Raw genomic sequence first — 15,877 nt, 5'->3', positions numbered from 1 at the left:
CCTTGTAAAACGCCAACTTTAAATGGAAAAATTAAACAACATTCATCCTGGGGAAGTCCTCGCTGAGGAGTTTCTGACTCCCATGAACATTTCGGCTTACAGGCTCGCAAAAGACACGGGTATCCCTCAAACGCGCGTAAGTGAAATTATCAAAGGCAGGAGAAGGGTTACCGCCGACACAGCTTTACGTTTCAGCAAATACTTTGGTACAACTCCCAAATTCTGGCTGGGATTGCAGGATGATTTTGATCTCGAAGAAGAACAGCATTTGATTTTTAATCAGTTAAATGAAATAAAAAAGTTAGAATTCGAATCCTGAACAATCGCTACGCATTCCTGTGCGCTGGGATAATCGGCGGATCGCCGTTGAATGGGTTTCCCATGCTGGAAATGTTTGGAATACCCAATGTCGTGGCCCAGCTGATAATTGAATTTCCGCGGTCATCGGTACCGTATTTGTCGCGGATGTGATCCATGGCCTGATACAGGTTCAGCCGTTCCTCGGAATCGTCGAATATGTTGATCTGGTGATTTCCGGTGACCAGATCACTGAAATTTACCCCAACAAGCCGCACCATCATGCGCCGGTTGTGAAGCTGGTCAAACAGCTGCTCGATTTTCGGGATCAAAACATGGTCTGCCGATGTATATGGAATTTTGACCTGTTTCGAAAACGTATTGAAGTCCGAGTAGCGGATTTTGACGGAAACGCAGGATGTAAGTTTGTTCCCCGACCGAAGTTGGTAAGCCAGGTTTTCTCCCATTGCCCGGATCATCTCCCGCATTCTCCGCATATCTCCGGTATCTTTCCCGAATGTCCGTTCGTTGGAAATGGATTTGCGTTCGTGAAACGGGATAATGGGTGAGTTATCCAGCCCGTTCGCCCGGTTCCAAAGTAAAATGCCATTTTTCCCCAAAACCTGCGCCATTACTTCAACAGGCATTTCCTGAATGGTTTTCACATACTTAATGCCCATGTTATATAGCACCTTGTTTGTCTTGTCACCTACCATCGGGATTTTCTGCACGGGCATCGGTGCAAGAAACATTTTTTCTTCCCCGACTTCTATTTTCTTCTGGTTATCAGGTTTAGCCTCTCCCGTGGCGACTTTTGAAACGATTTTACTTGTAGAAAGCCCGAATGAAATGGGCAGCCCGCTTTCACGTTTAATGCGGTCCCGGAGCTCCAATGACATCTTATAGCTATCATGAAATTTATCCATCCCCGACAAATCCGCGTAAAATTCGTCGATACTCGCTTTCTCAAAAATGGGAACGGTCTGGCTGATAATTTCCGACACTACTTTTGATTCATTAGAATACATTCCACCATCCCCGCGGATCACGGTTGCTTCGGGACATAACATTCTGGCCATTTTCATCGACATGCCCGAGTGAATTCCAAAACCCCGCGTTTCATAACTGCAAGCCGCCACCACGCCGCGGTCGCCCACACCTCCGACAAGCACAGGCTTATTATTGAGCCGGTTGTCGTGCTTTCGCTCGACGGACACAAAGAATGTATCCAGGTCCATATGTAAGATCGTTCGGTTCACGCGATTTGGAATTTTTACTGATTTATGGATTTATTCCAAATATATGGAGTATATCCAAGTGATAAAAGGAATATTTCCAAAATTTTTTATATATTTGAATGTTAATGCATTAGCCTGATCTACCAACCATTTCCAATATGCCAATCGACGAGGAGTTTAAACGCTTTAAGCAGATAAGAGAGGAATTGAATTTTACACAATCCGCATTTGCCGAGGAGCTCGGCATTAGTGCTACAACTGCGGACATTGAGAGGGGCAGGACACGCATTCCCGGCCAGGTTGTGAAGGAACTTTTGAAAAAATACCACATCAATCCATTGTGGCTTTTTGGCGATAGTACACAAAAGTACCTCCATTCCGATAAGCTTTCGATCCATCCGAAGGTTGTGACCGTCGACAATGCGGGAAACGATAATATTGTATTGGTAAATGCGAAAGCAGCGGCAGGTTATCCTAATAATATCGGTGACTCACAATGGTTTGAAAGTCTGCCTGCATTCAGTATTCCATTGCCGGAGTATCGGAATGCTACGTTTCGGGGATTTCAGGTCGAGGGCGACAGTATGTTGCCGGCGTTACATTCGGGGGAATGGATCGTGGGGAGGGCGGAGGATGATTGGGAAAACCTGAGCAGCAAACGCATGTATGTGGTCGTGACCGCGGATAGTATTCTGGTTAAAAAAGTACAGAAGGAAGGTCAATCCGGCTTTATCAATTTAATCTCCCTTAACCCGGACTATGCGCCGATCCGGATCGACCGCAATGAAATCAGGGAAGTTTGGGCGGTAAACAGCAAGTTAACTTTTGATCTGGAAGCAGATACCCAGAACATTAGTTTGAATAGCCTTTATCAGGAAATGAAGGAGATGAAGGAGGAAATGAAGAAGCTTTCGAAATGATCATTGCATTAAACTTCTTCTGCAACTAACTGCTTCTCGTAAAGTTCTTTATAAGCTCCATTCGCGGCCATCAGGGACGTATGTGTTCCCTGCTCGATGATCTTACCTTCGTCGAGAACGACAATCGTGTCCGCTAACTTTGCCGATGAAACGCGGTGAGAAATGATCACAGAAGTCCGGTGATCCATAATGCGTTTCAGATTGTTCAGAATGATATTTTCTGTATTGGTATCGACGGCGGAGAGGCAATCGTCTAGTACGAGGATTTTAGGGTCCCGGGCAATCGCTCTCGCAATCGACAAACGTTGTTTCTGTCCCCCTGAAAGCGTAATTCCTCTCTCGCCCAGCATGGTACCATATCGCTGCGGGAAGTCAATGACATTTTGATATAGGTCTGCGTCTTTCACAGCCTGTTCGATCCGCTCAAAAGACATGTCGCTGGTACCAAACCGGACATTGTTTTCAATACTATCTGAAAAAAGGAAAACATCCTGTGGTACATACCCGATCTGTCGACGAAACGCGTGTACATCGTATTCTTTCATCGGGATGTCATCAATCAGGATCTCGCCGCTGGTCGGATCGTAAAGCCGGCAAAGTAAATGCGCCAGCGTACTTTTACCCGAACCGGTTGTTCCCAGGATCGCGACGGTTTCGCCTGATTTTACTTCGAGATCAAAATTGTCCAGGGCTTGAATGCCTGAGTCCGGATAGATAAAACCGACATTTTTAAATGTGATCTTTCCGTCCAGTGGTTTGACAATGTTTTTCTCGGAAACCAGCGTTGTTTTCTCGTTCAAAAATTCATTAATACGGGTTTGGGAAGATGCTGCGCGCTGAATCTGACTGGTTGTCCAGCCGAGCGCCATCACCGGCCACGTAAGAATATTGACATACAAAATAAACTCGGTGATATTTCCAGGCGTAAGTTTTCCATTGATGATCTCCTGCCCGCCGACGTAAATAATGAGAATGTTGCTGAGGCCGATCAGTAACAGAATTACCGGGTAGAAGAATGCATCTACCTTGGTGAGACCCAGTGATTTAATCTTAAACGTTTCGGCTTCTTTTTCAAAGTTGGAGAAGGAGTGTTTTTCCTGGACGAACGATTTAATCACACGGATTCCCGAGAAAGCTTCCTGCACATAGGTCGAAAGCGCAGAAAGTTGTTTCTGGATCTCCTGAGAGCGTTTCATGATCATACTATTGACCACATACACACTCACGGAAAGTACCGGCAATGGGAGTAAAACATAAAACGTAAGCTTCGTGCTCACCGAGGCCATGTAGGTGATTACAAGGAAAAAAAGTACGATCAGGTTGATCCCGTACATAAGTGCCGGACCCACGTAAATCCGCACATTGCTGACATCTTCGGAAATGCGGGCCATGAGGTCGCCCGTGCTGTGGCGACGGAAAAAGCTCGCCGGAAGGGTTTGGTAATGCTGGTATATATCGTTTTTGAGTTCAAATTCAATGTGCCGGGACATAACGATAATCGTCTGCCTCACCAGGAAAAGGAAAATGCCTTTCAGCAGCGCCATTAAAAGGATCAGTAACCCGTAAAGCAGAATGCTGAATGCAAAAATGTCATACATTCCGGTTTGCAGGGATGCACCGTTAAACAGGTAATAAACGTCCAGCGTTTCAATCACCAGGTCGAGCGCATAACGCACAAGCTGGGCCGGAATAATGCCAAAAAGGTTTGAGATAATGGTAAAAAGGGTTCCCAGAATGAGGTACCACTTGTATTTCCATAAGTACTTATTGAGGTACTTTAATGCTTTCACCGGCTAACACTTTTTGCAGAAGAACTAGAAACTATTTATTGGCAACATCCTATTCTCTTAAAACGTTGCAAATGTAAAAGCTGGCATTTCATTTTTTCAGTTCTGAACAAAATACCCTAATTTTGGGTCAATTTTAAACACTAGATGCGGACTTTTCATATAAAACTGATCCGTGCAAACTAAGATTCGTTCTTTGATTTACTGTACCTTTTATCAAATTAGTATTCCGGCTTATGCTGAATAGAAGATTATTAAGAACAAAAGCAGTTCAGGCACTTTATGCCCGGCAACTATCAGCGGACGCGAACCGTTTACTGGCACTCGACCGTATTGATGAGGCTTTTGCCCCAGATTTGAACTCGATGGAACCACAAAACCGCCCCAAGCTTGCAGGGATGAAGCGACTGGCGGGGATGACGCTCGACGAACTGATCAAACACGGGAAACCCAATGAGGATGAGGAACTTCCCGAGCAGGTAATCAGAGTTGCGACCAGTGCTTTTGAAGCATATCGCCGACAAACTGTTACGGACGGAGAGAAGATGGTGCGTAGGGTTCTGAACGAAACAGAATCAATTTATACTGATTTTGTAAGGATTTTATCAATGTTGATTGAGCTAGCACATCAGGCAAAAATCGACCGGGAGAGAAGATATGATGATCCCGAATCGCCATTTCCAAAGGATTCTGGGCTGGATACGAACCGGGTCATTCAGGTATTGATCGCCGATGCTCCGTTACAGGAAGAGATCATCAGAAGCGGGGTCAACTGGAGTAACGAAATGAACCTCATCCGGAAGATCTACCGCGAAGCACTTCGGAAAGATTCGGAATACGAAGCCTACTGCAAACAGGTTTCTCACACTCCCGAAGAAGATCAGGCCATTGTTCAATATATTTTAAGGCAGGTGATTCTTAAACATGAAGTACCGCTGGAATATCTCGAGCAGCGCGATCTGTATTGGGTTGATCACAGCGAGCTTTTACGCAGCCTGGCTATCAAAACACTGAAATCCGCCGATCAAGGCAACACTTTCCAGTTAGCGCCTTTGACCAAAGACTGGGAAGAGGATCGTGAATTCGTGGAAGAACTTTGTCGGATTGTTGTGCAGGAAAGTGACCAATATGATGTGTACCTGGACGATCAGCTTAAAAACTGGGAGCTTGACCGGATCGCGCTTGTTGACCTGATCATTCTCAAAACCGCATTGGCGGAGTTGATCCATTTTCCTGGAATACCAGTAAAAGTGACCATTAATGAGTTTATAGAAATAGCAAAAAGGTACAGTACCCCAAAAAGTGGTAAGTTTGTGAATGGCGTCCTGGATGTGCTTTCTGTGAAACTTGCCAAAGAAGGAGTTATCAGAAAAAGCGGACGAGGATTGATCGACAACAAATAATAGTTCCTGAAAATGCCGGTTTTAGACATGGAATAATTTTTGGGAAGCATTCGCTATCATATCAGCTGAAACGATTGTCAGCTAAAACTAGAAAAACATGAGTAAAACCAGTAATAGTTTAATAGCCTTCCTGACCGGTTGTATCACAGGCGCGGCATTGGGAATACTTTATGCCCCGGACAAAGGCGAAGTGCTTCGTACTCAGCTATCTTACAGATTGTCCAAGTACAGAGAAAAATTGCAGGATGTAATCGAAGACCTGGTCGATAAAAAAGATCAGCCCGATAATTATTCGAGATCGGAAGGCGAACGTGTGGTAAATGATGCCCGCGAAAAAGCTGAAAGACTGCTCGAAGACGTAGATAAACTCATGGCTCAGATCAAAGGTCAGGCACGTTAATGATTTACATGAAAAAAATGTCCCTCTTCATTGTAATCGGTATTGTAAGCAGCTTTTTAGGTTGTTCAAAGTCCGAAGAGAAAAGTGGGGATAAGGAAGCTACCGGAAAGGCGCCTGTCCTGACATTACTGGACAGTGCGTCTTACGATTTTGGTACCGTCAATGAAGGGGCCATTGTGGAGCATGATTTTAAATTCAAAAACAATGGAGAATATCCATTGATTTTGAACAATATCACTTCATCCTGTGGCTGTACAACACCCGAATGGCCCAAAGAACCGATCGGGCCGAATGAAACGTCGAGCATAAAGGTCCGGTTTGACACTAAAAACAAATCCGGCCCGCAGGTGAAGACGATCACCGTTTATGCGAATACCGAACCGGCGTATTCTGAATTGAGGCTCCGGGGAATTGTGAATGCAGTTCCGAAGCCGGAAGTAAAAAATTAACCAACTCTATTTACTAATCTATCCAATACAATGAAGTTCATTTTAGCACAGGCAGAAGCAGGCGGTTCACAGGCAATGATCTACCAGGTCGTTATGTGGGTAGGTATCATTGGCGTTTTTTACTTTTTCATGATCCGTCCGCAGCAAAAAAAGCAAAAGGAACAAAAAGAGTTGCTTGGAAACCTTAAAAAAGGCGATCAGGTTGTGACGATCGGAGGGATACATGCAAGAATTTATACAGTTGAAGAAACAACAGTTACACTTGAATTAGATAAAGGAGTTAAATTGACTGTTGATAAATCGGCTATTTCACGTACGATTGCAGGATAAAAATTGTGAGTTACGTTCCACCTAACCAAAATAGAATCAAAACTTACCTGGGATGCTTTCTGGCAGCTTCATTCTTTTGGTTAATGAATGTGCTCAATAAGGATAATTACTCATTGAAGTTGAATTATCCACTTTCTGTTGAATATGACCAGGCTGCATACGTTCCTATGCAGCCTCTTCCGAAACAAATTTCAGTCAATGTTTCGGGCGATGGATGGAGCTTGTTGCAAAAGTCATGGCTGAATTTCAATGCAAACCCCGTTGTTTACAAAGTTCAAAACCCAAATGAAGCAACGGTCATCAACCCGAGTGCATTAACTGCGCAGATTACCGAACTTTTCCCCAACCTGCGCGTGAATTACGTGGTTTCGGATACGTTTGAATTGAGTTTTGAACCAAAAATCCGAAAAATCATCCCGATCCGGGTAGACAGTGCGGGCATCAATATCCGGGAAGGATATGTGATTTCCAGTTTGGTTAATGTCTCGCCATCGCTGATCTCGGTCGATGGGCCTGTTTCACTGATTAAATCATACCCGGATACCATCCGCGTTTCGGTGCCGACACCGAAGATTCAGAACAATTACGACGAGAACCTGCCGATACCATTGCCTGCTTCGCCGCTCGTTGAGGTGAGTCATCGAGACGTTTTTATAAGTTTTGAAGTAGCCCAATATCTGACACCTCCTCCTCTGTAATTTTTGATTCCATGTCAAAACCTCTCCAAATTGGTGTCACTGGTGGAATTGGGTCTGGCAAAAGTGTGGTTTGTCAATTATTTTCCTGCCTGAATATCCCAGTATATTATGCCGACGATCGGGCCAAATGGCTTACAAACCACGATCCGGAAATCCGCGAAAAGGTTGTGGAATTGTTAAGTGCGCAAGCTTACAATGCAGACGGACTTTACGACACGACTTTCGTCGCTTCCGTTGTTTTTAAAGATGAAGTCCTGCTCAAAAAACTCAATGCGATCATTCATCCGGTTGTGATGCGTGACACGGAGAACTGGGTTCGTGCGAATCACAATGCGCCATATGTCGCCAAGGAAGCGGCCATTATGAACCGGGCGGGCGATGGTAATTCGCTTGATTACGTTATTGTGGTTGAAGCGTCGGTTGAAGTGAGAATCCAACGGATTTTGCAGCGCGACAATCGTTCGGAGGAAGAGATCAAGGCCATTATTCAGCGACAGGTAACAGATGAATCCAGGAGGAAAACCGGCGATTTTTTTATAAATAATAATGAATCGGCGGCACTGATCCCGCAGGTTATGGAGCTACACCATTTATTTTTGGGGAAAGCGTCACATTAAAAATCTACATCCAGGCCCAGGGCTTGCTTCAATTCCAGCAAGTAGGGATTTTTCTCTGCCATATAATTGAATTTTTCTGCCGGAGTATACGGGAGCCTGTTTACTTCCTGAGGCGCTACCCGAGCATTTATATCCAACTTCGGGGCATTGATCCTGCTTTTTAGGTAACCCAATAGATCATATCGGGCATTTTGAATGGCTTCGAGCTGGTGGGTATTGTCCAGCGCCATTTCAATGACCGTGCCGGCTAACTTAAATTCCTTGTTGAGCGTGATTTCTTCTGTGGTGGAGTTTCCGGATTGCTTTCGTTTCTCTGCAAATTCATACCAAAACTTTTGCAAGACTTCCAAAGAAAGCTCTTCTTTTCTGATGTGGTTTGTAAAAGCAGTTTCAGCTACGGCAGTGTCGGAAGCCGCTTTTTTTAGTTCCTGAATGGGAGGAATTGCGGGAGTGAGGGAAATGGTACTTTTCAACTTCGATGATGTTCCTATGGGAGGAACTACCGGCGCAGGCGCATCAACCGAAATGGTGTCTGCAATTTGTGTTTTTACCTCATTCTCATCCGGTTTTTGAACTACCGTTCCGTTTGAAGGTTGAGGCTCAACTTTTTTTTTTGCCGTTTCATCAACGGCGGCAAGAGAATCAAGTTGAAGAATATGCGGCAGGTTCGCCAGCTTCATGAGGCAAAGTTCGACGTGGAGCCGCTGGTTCCGGGCCGATTTGTAATTGATATCGCATTGACCGGCGATGCTCAAAGCAGACAACAAAAAACTCATATCCGCTAATGCAGACTGTTCCTGGTATTTCCGTTCCGCAGATTCGGATACCTGTAAAAGCGTTACAGTCGCAGGATCTTTACAAACGAGCAGATTTCTGAAATGTTCGAGCAGCCCGACCACAAACAAATGGCCGTCAAAGCCTTTTCGTAAAATTTCATCAAACAATACCAATGCGCGGGCAATGCTGCCGCTGGTAAGTGCATCGGTGATTTTGAAATAATAGTCATAATCCAGAATGTGCAAATTTTCCAGAACAGCTTCATAAGTAAGCCGGTTATCTGTTGAAAACGTCACATTCAAATCGAACATGGAAAGAGCGTCGCGCAAACCACCATCCGCTTTTTGTCCGATTAGTTCTAATGCTTCTTTTTCAGTTTCAATGCCTTCTTTCTGAGCGATATCAGCCAAATGGTAGGCAATATCTTTCGGCTGGATCCTATTGAAGTCAAATATCTGGCATCGCGACAGGATGGTAGGAAGGATTTTATGTTTCTCCGTCGTCGCGAGAATGAAGATTGCGTAGCTGGGCGGTTCTTCAAGTGTTTTCAGAAACGCATTGAAAGCTGCCTGCGACAGCATATGCACCTCGTCGATAATGTATATTTTGTAATTCCCCGTTTGCGGAGGATAGCGAACCTGATCGATCAGGTTCCGTATATCTTCTACGGAGTTATTTGAGGCCGCATCGAGCTCATGAATGTTGAAAGATGCGCTGTTTTGGAAACTGACACAAGACTCGCATTCGCCGCAAGCTTCCACGTCGTCGCCTAGGTTCTGACAGTTAATGGTTTTGGCTAAAATCCGTGCACAAGTTGTTTTTCCGACACCCCGGGGACCGCAGAAAAGGAAGGCCTGCGCGAGGTGGTTTGTACGGATCGCATTTTTTAAAGTGGTAGTAATGTGTGATTGCCCCACGACCGAATCAAAGGTGACCGGACGGTATTTTCTGGCAGAAACAACGAAATGATCCATGGTGCAAGATACTTCCGTGCACTGGATTTTCAAAGTTACTTTTTCTCCGCCAGCGGGTAAACGCGCACGTAATCGACCTCCATTTTTTGAGGGAAAATGCTGTCATCCACGCCTTTCTGTCCGCCCCAGTTACCTCCGACGGCGATATTTAAAATCAGGTGAAAAGGTTTGTCAAACGGCCATTCCTGCCATTGATACGCTTTTTCTTTAGTGAATTTGAAGTATGCATTCCCGTCAACAAGAATAGAGATAGCATCGGGAGTCCATTCGCAGGAGTAAATGTGGAAATCCTCAGACGCTTTCACGACAGTGACATTATTACCCTTGTTCGTCTTGATGGAATGGTTAAATGCCTTGGTATGAACGTTACCATGAACACGGTCCTGATCGAAGCCGACATGCTCCATAATATCGATCTCGCCATTATCCGGCCAGCCTTTATTACCGTAATTATCTTGGCTGAAAAGCATCCATATCGCCGGCCAGGTGCCAAGCCCTTTCGGCAGCTTAGCCCGAATCTCAAATTTGCCGTACAGAAAGTCTCCCTTTCCTTTCGAAACCAACCTAGCTGAACTGTAATTAGCCTTTCCCGACTTTTCCTTTATTGCCGTAATGACAAGGTTGCCATTCTCAACTTCGGCATTTTCGATTTTGTTCGTGTAATTTTCCAACTCATTATTTCCCCAGCCATGATCACCGAGGTCATAGCTCCATTTGGCAGGATCGGGTTTGCCAGGAGTGTTGAATTCGTCTTGCCAGGATGGGGTGGTGGCGAATTCGTAAGTTGTGTTATCTGCCGTATCGGGGATTTTAGTCGAATCTGAACAACAGACAAACACACTGCTAAGGAATGATAGAGAAATGATGAACATAACTGAGACGTTATTCATTAGTCTTTTTTTGCCGCATACTTTCAAAAAAGGAAGGATCTATTTTTCGCAACATTGCATTTGCTTCATCCAGTTTTTTCTGAACCACTTGGTCTCCTGTGAGTTTTCTTGGAGTGGGTCTCTTTGTTGTATCTTTCATGATTTCTTTTTTACAAGATAGAAATTATACGTTGTGTCAGGAACGAAGGTGATGGGAAAACTCGAAACTAGTCCGAAAATTTCAAAAGTGTTTGTTAGCTCTTTCAACTCTCTACTAATGATTATGCTGTATAGTCGATGTCTTCTTGGGTCACTGCCTCTGAAAATTACATAAGATTCAGGATTGTTTCTCAGAAAGTCTGCCACTATTTGCATGACCGTAGCCATGACCATACGTAAATCGTTATTTCTGCTTTCCGTTAAATCGCAGAGCGATCCATCATCAAGGACATCGAGCAGGGCTACGTTGTGGACATTACGCCTTTCAGTCTCTGTGATTAGAACAACCTTCTTTACCGTCTTCATTTCACTAACACTCAAAAACTCATAACGAAAGTCGGACGGATCTACTTCAAAGGGATAAAATTTTTCGTTCACTGAATGGAAATTATAAGTGTGTGATATTTCAGGCTAAAACTAGAATATTTCCCCGAAAATAAATTTTCCGTTTATCTGCCGGGCTGATATTGCCTAATTTTACATGACCTCACAATATTTAATGAATGAAAGAAATCAAGTTCAGCACCGAAGTCGAGATCAAGCCACCAGATTGGAAATTGACACATCGTTCCAAAATCCTGACAATCGGTTCCTGTTTCGCAGATGTACTTGGAGACCAACTGGGCCATTATAAATTTTCAGTTGCTAACAATGACTTTGGTAATGCATTTAATCCACTGGCAATCTGCAAAATACTGGATTCGGTTATCGAGCAGCGGAAACCCAATGCAGATCTCTACATTGAAAATCCGGACCAAATCTGGCTGCATCATGACTTCCATTCTTCGCAATGGGCTAGAACAAAAGCGGATCTGGAATCTTCAATAATGGAAAAAATGAAATCTGTCCAATCCTTTCTCTCAGAGACGGATTTGCTGGTCATCACATTTGGAACTGCCTATGCTTACCGCCATAAACGCACCAATCAGATCATCGGGAACTGTCATAAAATGCCTGGTGAAAATTTTGTAAGAGAACTGCTGCACCCCGACCAGATCACAATTCCATTTGAGCAACTCATTCAGAAGCTGCTGACCTTTCGCAGAAACTTACGCATTGTTCTGACAGTAAGTCCGGTGAGGCACACAAAAGATACATTGCCATTAAATCAGTTGAGTAAATCGGTCTTGCGACTGGTCTGTCACCGGCTTTCAGAGAAATATAAGCCCGTCGAATATTTCCCGTCATACGAGATCATGATCGACGAATTGCGGGATTACCGGTTTTATAAAGAAGATCTGATCCACCCGAATAAAGTTGCGGAGGAATTCATATTCAATGCATTCACACGGGCTTACCTGGATGAAGATGCGCAGGGTTTTATGAAACAATGGGATCAGGTCGCGCAGTCCATACAACACCGGCCGCAGCATGGTCACACGCCGAGTCAGCTCAAACTTTTAAAAAATGTCAGGGATAAGCTGAATGCAATTTCCCGCCAGGTGGACGTATCAGCTGAATTGGCGCAGGTAACACACCGGATCGCTGAATTTTCCGGTTGATAACAAACTCATTGACACGCTTTCGTGTTGAAAATAGTAGTTAAGGTCCTCTAACCAGTACAATGGGAGAATTTACAATCAATAAAGAAAAAGTATTACAGGCATTAAGCACCGTCGAAGAGCCGGATCTTAAGAAAGACCTCGTGACCCTCGGAATGATCCAGGATATCGAGATTGGAGTAAATCAGGTACGGTTTACAGTGGTGTTGACGACGCCGGCATGTCCACTCAAAGAATTAATAAAACGAAATTGTGAAAATGCGATTCACGAACATTTAAGTCCTGATGTTGAGGTAATTATAAAGCTTACGGCGAATGTGACTTCTACGCGGCTAACAGGTCCGTTGATTCCGGGAGTTAAAAATGTGATAGCGATTTCATCTGGTAAAGGCGGAGTAGGGAAGTCGACGGTCACGGCGAACCTCGCAATGGCTTTGCATCGTTCCGGTGCGAAAGTCGGGATTATCGACGCGGATATCTCCGGGCCTTCAATTCCGGTCATGTTCGGTGCGGAAAATATGCAGCCGACCATTACGCCAAAAGACGGTAAGAATTACATTAACCCGATCCGTCAGTACGGGATCAAAATGATCTCCATTGGGTTTCTGACACCGCCCGATAGTGCAGTGGTTTGGCGGGGGCCGATGGCGAGTCAGGCGTTGAAGCAATTTTTCGGAGATACGGATTGGGGCGACCTGGATTATCTTCTCATTGACCTTCCTCCGGGAACGAGCGATATCCACCTTACATTGGTACAAACAGTGCCGGTAACGGGTGCAGTCATCGTAACTACGCCTCAAAAAGTGGCTTTGGCAGACGCCATTAAAGGTTTACAGATGTTCAGGCAGCCTCAGATCAATGTCCCGATTTTAGGTGTCATTGAAAACATGGCCTGGTTTACACCGGAAGAATTGACTGATAATCAGTATTTTATATTTGGGAAAGGTGGGGGTCAATCTCTCGCAGATAAATTTGACGTTCCGCTCCTAGGTCAGATCCCATTGATACAGGGTATCAGGGAGGCAGGGGATGAAGGCCGGCCGGCCGTAATGGATACCAATCCGATCGTGAACGATGCTTTCCGGGATGCTGCCGAATCACTCGCCCAGCAGGTAGCCATCCGAAATGCCACGAAGGATAAGACTGTCCCGGTTGAAATCCAGGTGTAGCATGGAGGGATTACAATTTGATTTTTTGAATAATATCGTGCATCTTAGCATATAGATTTTTGTAACAATGGATTCAAAAGAAAAAACGATTGAACTTATCGAGCAGGCGCTCGAAACAGTGCGCCCGTATTTACATGCGGACGGTGGTGATGTGAGGTTTGTGGAATTAACGGATGACATGATCGTTAAACTTGAATTGCAAGGATCGTGTCAGAGCTGCCCGATGAGCGCAATGACTTTTCGCGCGGGACTTGAAGAATCAATAAGAAAAGCGGTGCCATACGTCTCGAAAGTAGTTTCCGTAAACGTCCCGGAGCTCGCGTAGCACTTAATAATAGCAGCCTTTTACAGATAAAGCGGTTCTCTTCGGAGGGCCGCTTTTTTTTGTTAAAAATCTCCGGCTTTCGAGGTAGAAATTGATTACTCCCGATTACTGACTTATATTGCAACAGAGATTTAAATGCATTACGACGGACTTTACTATGCGTATCGGAATTTTTTTTGGAGGCCCTTCCCGTGAGCGGGAAATTTCATTTGCAGGTGGTAAAACCGCATTTGAATACTTGGATAAATCACTTTTTGAACCCATTCCGATCTTTGTAGACAGCTTTGGAAGGTTCATACTCCTCAAAAAAGAACGGATGTATTTATCAGAAATACGCGAGTTTTACCCTGCCCAGAACATTCAAAAAGAAGGCTTTAAGACGTATATTGAATCTCATCCGGAACTGGCGAATGCACCGGTTTCCGAAGAAGTCGGATTGGAGATCGCGCCGTCAGAATTCAAGGATCATTTCGAATTTGCGTTTCTTGCCATGCACGGCCCCGATTGCGAGGATGGCGCGATCCAGGGTTTGCTGGAATGGTACAAAATTCCTTACAGCGGCCCGGGACTGATGGGTTCGGCGGTGGGAATTGATAAAATCCTGCAAAATGAAATGATCGCGCTCGTCAACCGACAGGAAAAGAAAAGCTGGACTTTAAAATACAGCCAATGGATTCCGGAAGAGTATCCGATTCTTTTTCAGGTACTTAAAAAACACCTTGGACTTCCGCTGGTTATAAAAGCGCCGCATCAGGGATCGTCGATCGGTGTGGCTATCGTGAAGGAAGATGTGCTGGAAGAATTTGTATCTGCGGTAAATCAATGCTTTTTTCAGATTGAGTTAGACGCGGAAACCTGGCGTTTGTTTGGTAGCGCTGAAAAACAGGCCTGGGGGCAGAAAATGGCTAACCTGGACGAAGGCATCGGTTTCCCGGTCGTTTTTTCGGGAGAAACGATATTTCATCCTTCCGATTTGATCGCCTCACTGGACACTTATTTTGCAGAGGGAAATGAACATGCATTTCTAAGCAGTTCCAATGCCGAGGATCAGGTTTTGATCGAAGAGTTTGTAGAAGGTCAGGAATTTTCCTGCGGCTGCATTCAGTTTGACGATGGAAAGCCGCTTGCGTTGCCTCCGAGTGAAGTCATTAAAATGGTTCAGGTTTTTGATTTTAATGCAAAATATAAGCCTGGCGCAAGCCGCAAACGCATTCCTGTTGACACAACGCTTGAAAAAAACCAGGAGATCCAGACGGTGATTGCAGAAGTTTTCCAGCAACTGGGAATCAATGTCTGTGTCCGCATCGATGGTTTCCTCACGCCGGAAGGTACTATTGTACTTCATGATCCTAATACCATTCCGGGTATGTCGCCAACTTCATTCATCTTCAAACAAATGGCGGAGATCGGTCTGAATGTTACGCAGGCGCTGACCTACCTCGTGAGACAATCGATCAGGGAACGGATCAGGACCGGGAAGCTTACCTGGCAGTTGAGAAGCCTTTTGGAAAAACTGGACGGTAAAATAACCTCAAATAATGCAGTAGTTAAGCCGACGGAACGAATTGTTTTTGGCACGACAGATGAAGAATATTCCGCCGCACGACTGAAATATGCGCGGATGAATGCGGAAGGTAAAACCACACCTGTCCCTGTTCTCCATGCCGGCGACGGTAAATTTTACAAACTTACTAATCCATTGATGTTCAAAGAGTATGTCGCCGATGTGGAAGCATTATTGCATTCCCCAAGACATCCGCTTTTGACAGAAACTTCTGAAAAAGCCAGGTCTCTGACCGCATTTTATGCAGGAGATGTGAACTATCAGGTCAGTGTACATGCCGACGTCGCATCCATGGCAATTCCCTCATAAATTGCGTAGATTGTAATTGAAAATCATTCC

The 15,877-nt window shown here is 44.8% G+C and carries 18 protein-coding genes; 12 read left to right on the top strand and 6 right to left on the bottom strand.

Going from position 1 to position 15,877, the window contains the following annotated elements:
- Positions 1-22 precede the first annotated feature (22 nt).
- The gene (locus LZG72_RS24820; protein ID WP_233877839.1) at positions 23-319 is read left to right on the top strand and encodes a HigA family addiction module antitoxin; all 297 of its coding nucleotides are present in this window, start codon (positions 23-25) and stop codon (positions 317-319) included.
- A gap of 7 nt (positions 320-326) precedes the next feature.
- Here LZG72_RS24820 and dinB read toward each other — a convergent pair whose 3' ends face one another.
- Positions 327-1,556, bottom strand: coding sequence for a DNA polymerase IV (gene dinB / locus LZG72_RS24815; RefSeq protein WP_233877838.1), 1,230 nt, complete (start codon positions 1,554-1,556; stop codon positions 327-329).
- 137 nt (positions 1,557-1,693) lie between these two features.
- On the opposite strand from dinB, the gene LZG72_RS24810 reads away from it, so the two are divergent.
- Positions 1,694-2,455: a LexA family transcriptional regulator gene (locus tag LZG72_RS24810; RefSeq protein WP_233877837.1), complete on the top strand. Its 762-nt coding sequence runs from the start codon at positions 1,694-1,696 to the stop codon at positions 2,453-2,455.
- 8 nt (positions 2,456-2,463) lie between these two features.
- On the opposite strand, the gene LZG72_RS24805 is transcribed toward LZG72_RS24810, so the two are convergent.
- Positions 2,464-4,245, bottom strand: coding sequence for an ABC transporter ATP-binding protein (locus tag LZG72_RS24805; protein ID WP_233877836.1), 1,782 nt, complete (start codon positions 4,243-4,245; stop codon positions 2,464-2,466).
- A 233-nt stretch (positions 4,246-4,478) separates the two neighbouring features.
- On the opposite strand from LZG72_RS24805, the gene nusB reads away from it, so the two are divergent.
- The 6 genes from nusB to coaE all read left to right on the top strand — a co-directional run bounded on the left by nusB (position 4,479) and on the right by coaE (position 8,139).
- Positions 4,479-5,645, top strand: a complete 1,167-nt coding sequence (gene nusB / locus LZG72_RS24800) for a transcription antitermination factor NusB (protein WP_233877835.1) — start codon at positions 4,479-4,481, stop codon at positions 5,643-5,645.
- 97 nt (positions 5,646-5,742) lie between these two features.
- The gene (locus tag LZG72_RS24795; protein ID WP_233877834.1) at positions 5,743-6,045 is read left to right on the top strand and encodes a YtxH domain-containing protein; all 303 of its coding nucleotides are present in this window, start codon (positions 5,743-5,745) and stop codon (positions 6,043-6,045) included.
- A gap of 17 nt (positions 6,046-6,062) precedes the next feature.
- Positions 6,063-6,494: a DUF1573 domain-containing protein gene (locus LZG72_RS24790; protein ID WP_233877833.1), complete on the top strand. Its 432-nt coding sequence runs from the start codon at positions 6,063-6,065 to the stop codon at positions 6,492-6,494.
- 30 nt (positions 6,495-6,524) lie between these two features.
- Positions 6,525-6,824, top strand: a complete 300-nt coding sequence (gene yajC, locus LZG72_RS24785) for a preprotein translocase subunit YajC (protein ID WP_233877832.1) — start codon at positions 6,525-6,527, stop codon at positions 6,822-6,824.
- Positions 6,825-6,907: 83 nt separating this feature from the next.
- Entirely contained in the window at positions 6,908-7,522 is a 615-nt protein-coding gene (locus tag LZG72_RS24780; protein ID WP_233877831.1) for a hypothetical protein, read from the top strand.
- A gap of 11 nt (positions 7,523-7,533) precedes the next feature.
- Positions 7,534-8,139, top strand: coding sequence for a dephospho-CoA kinase (gene coaE, locus LZG72_RS24775; protein WP_233877830.1), 606 nt, complete (start codon positions 7,534-7,536; stop codon positions 8,137-8,139).
- Here coaE and LZG72_RS24770 read toward each other — a convergent pair.
- The 4 genes from LZG72_RS24770 to LZG72_RS29515 are packed head-to-tail and all read right to left on the bottom strand — an operon-like array spanning position 8,136 to position 11,356.
- Positions 8,136-9,890 carry a DNA polymerase III subunit gamma/tau gene (locus tag LZG72_RS24770; protein ID WP_233877829.1) on the bottom strand — a complete coding sequence of 585 codons (1,755 nt, stop codon included), beginning with the start codon at positions 9,888-9,890 and terminating at the stop codon, positions 8,136-8,138. The genes coaE and LZG72_RS24770 overlap by 4 nt on opposite strands.
- A gap of 35 nt (positions 9,891-9,925) precedes the next feature.
- On the bottom strand, positions 9,926-10,762 hold the full coding sequence (locus tag LZG72_RS24765) for a family 16 glycosylhydrolase (RefSeq protein WP_233877828.1): 837 nt from the start codon (positions 10,760-10,762) through the stop codon (positions 9,926-9,928).
- A gap of 10 nt (positions 10,763-10,772) precedes the next feature.
- The gene (locus tag LZG72_RS24760; RefSeq protein ID WP_233877827.1) at positions 10,773-10,919 is read right to left on the bottom strand and encodes a hypothetical protein; all 147 of its coding nucleotides are present in this window, start codon (positions 10,917-10,919) and stop codon (positions 10,773-10,775) included.
- Entirely contained in the window at positions 10,916-11,356 is a 441-nt protein-coding gene (locus LZG72_RS29515; protein ID WP_409017743.1) for a DUF6934 family protein, read from the bottom strand. The genes LZG72_RS24760 and LZG72_RS29515 overlap by 4 nt, the downstream gene beginning before the upstream one ends.
- A gap of 125 nt (positions 11,357-11,481) precedes the next feature.
- On the opposite strand from LZG72_RS29515, the gene LZG72_RS24755 reads away from it, so the two are divergent.
- The 4 genes from LZG72_RS24755 (at position 11,482) to LZG72_RS24740 (ending at position 15,847) form a co-directional block, all read left to right on the top strand.
- Entirely contained in the window at positions 11,482-12,480 is a 999-nt protein-coding gene (locus LZG72_RS24755) for a GSCFA domain-containing protein (protein ID WP_233877826.1), read from the top strand.
- A gap of 62 nt (positions 12,481-12,542) precedes the next feature.
- A complete protein-coding gene (locus LZG72_RS24750; RefSeq protein ID WP_233877825.1) occupies positions 12,543-13,649 on the top strand; it encodes an Mrp/NBP35 family ATP-binding protein in 1,107 nt (368 codons plus the stop codon).
- A gap of 67 nt (positions 13,650-13,716) precedes the next feature.
- The gene (locus LZG72_RS24745; RefSeq protein ID WP_233877824.1) at positions 13,717-13,974 is read left to right on the top strand and encodes a NifU family protein; all 258 of its coding nucleotides are present in this window, start codon (positions 13,717-13,719) and stop codon (positions 13,972-13,974) included.
- A 157-nt stretch (positions 13,975-14,131) separates the two neighbouring features.
- The gene (locus LZG72_RS24740; RefSeq protein ID WP_233877823.1) at positions 14,132-15,847 is read left to right on the top strand and encodes a D-alanine--D-alanine ligase; all 1,716 of its coding nucleotides are present in this window, start codon (positions 14,132-14,134) and stop codon (positions 15,845-15,847) included.
- Positions 15,848-15,877 lie beyond the last annotated feature (30 nt).

The organism is Dyadobacter sp. CY323, assembly GCF_021390245.1.
In the GTDB taxonomy this organism is placed as follows: Bacteria; Bacteroidota; Bacteroidia; order Cytophagales; family Spirosomataceae; genus Dyadobacter.
This window is presented reverse-complemented; position numbering and strand designations above follow the sequence as displayed.

Bases quoted from the DNA above. Each gene is read 5' to 3' on its own strand.
- LZG72_RS24790 (WP_233877833.1), top strand. From the start codon at position 6,063: ATGTCCCTCTTCATTGTAATCGGTATTGTAAGCAGCTTTTTAGGTTGT.
- LZG72_RS24810 (WP_233877837.1), top strand. From the start codon at position 1,694: ATGCCAATCGACGAGGAGTTTAAACGCTTTAAGCAGATAAGAGAGGAA.
- LZG72_RS24755 (WP_233877826.1), top strand. From the start codon at position 11,482: ATGAAAGAAATCAAGTTCAGCACCGAAGTCGAGATCAAGCCACCAGAT.
- nusB (WP_233877835.1), top strand. From the start codon at position 4,479: ATGCTGAATAGAAGATTATTAAGAACAAAAGCAGTTCAGGCACTTTAT.
- yajC (WP_233877832.1), top strand. From the start codon at position 6,525: ATGAAGTTCATTTTAGCACAGGCAGAAGCAGGCGGTTCACAGGCAATG.
- LZG72_RS24795 (WP_233877834.1), top strand. From the start codon at position 5,743: ATGAGTAAAACCAGTAATAGTTTAATAGCCTTCCTGACCGGTTGTATC.
- LZG72_RS24745 (WP_233877824.1), top strand. From the start codon at position 13,717: ATGGATTCAAAAGAAAAAACGATTGAACTTATCGAGCAGGCGCTCGAA.
- LZG72_RS24780 (WP_233877831.1), top strand. From the start codon at position 6,908: ATGAATGTGCTCAATAAGGATAATTACTCATTGAAGTTGAATTATCCA.
- LZG72_RS24820 (WP_233877839.1), top strand. From the start codon at position 23: ATGGAAAAATTAAACAACATTCATCCTGGGGAAGTCCTCGCTGAGGAG.
- LZG72_RS24760 (WP_233877827.1), bottom strand. From the start codon at position 10,919: ATGAAAGATACAACAAAGAGACCCACTCCAAGAAAACTCACAGGAGAC.
- coaE (WP_233877830.1), top strand. From the start codon at position 7,534: ATGTCAAAACCTCTCCAAATTGGTGTCACTGGTGGAATTGGGTCTGGC.
- LZG72_RS24770 (WP_233877829.1), bottom strand. From the start codon at position 9,890: ATGGATCATTTCGTTGTTTCTGCCAGAAAATACCGTCCGGTCACCTTT.
- LZG72_RS24765 (WP_233877828.1), bottom strand. From the start codon at position 10,762: ATGTTCATCATTTCTCTATCATTCCTTAGCAGTGTGTTTGTCTGTTGT.
- LZG72_RS24750 (WP_233877825.1), top strand. From the start codon at position 12,543: ATGGGAGAATTTACAATCAATAAAGAAAAAGTATTACAGGCATTAAGC.
- LZG72_RS24740 (WP_233877823.1), top strand. From the start codon at position 14,132: ATGCGTATCGGAATTTTTTTTGGAGGCCCTTCCCGTGAGCGGGAAATT.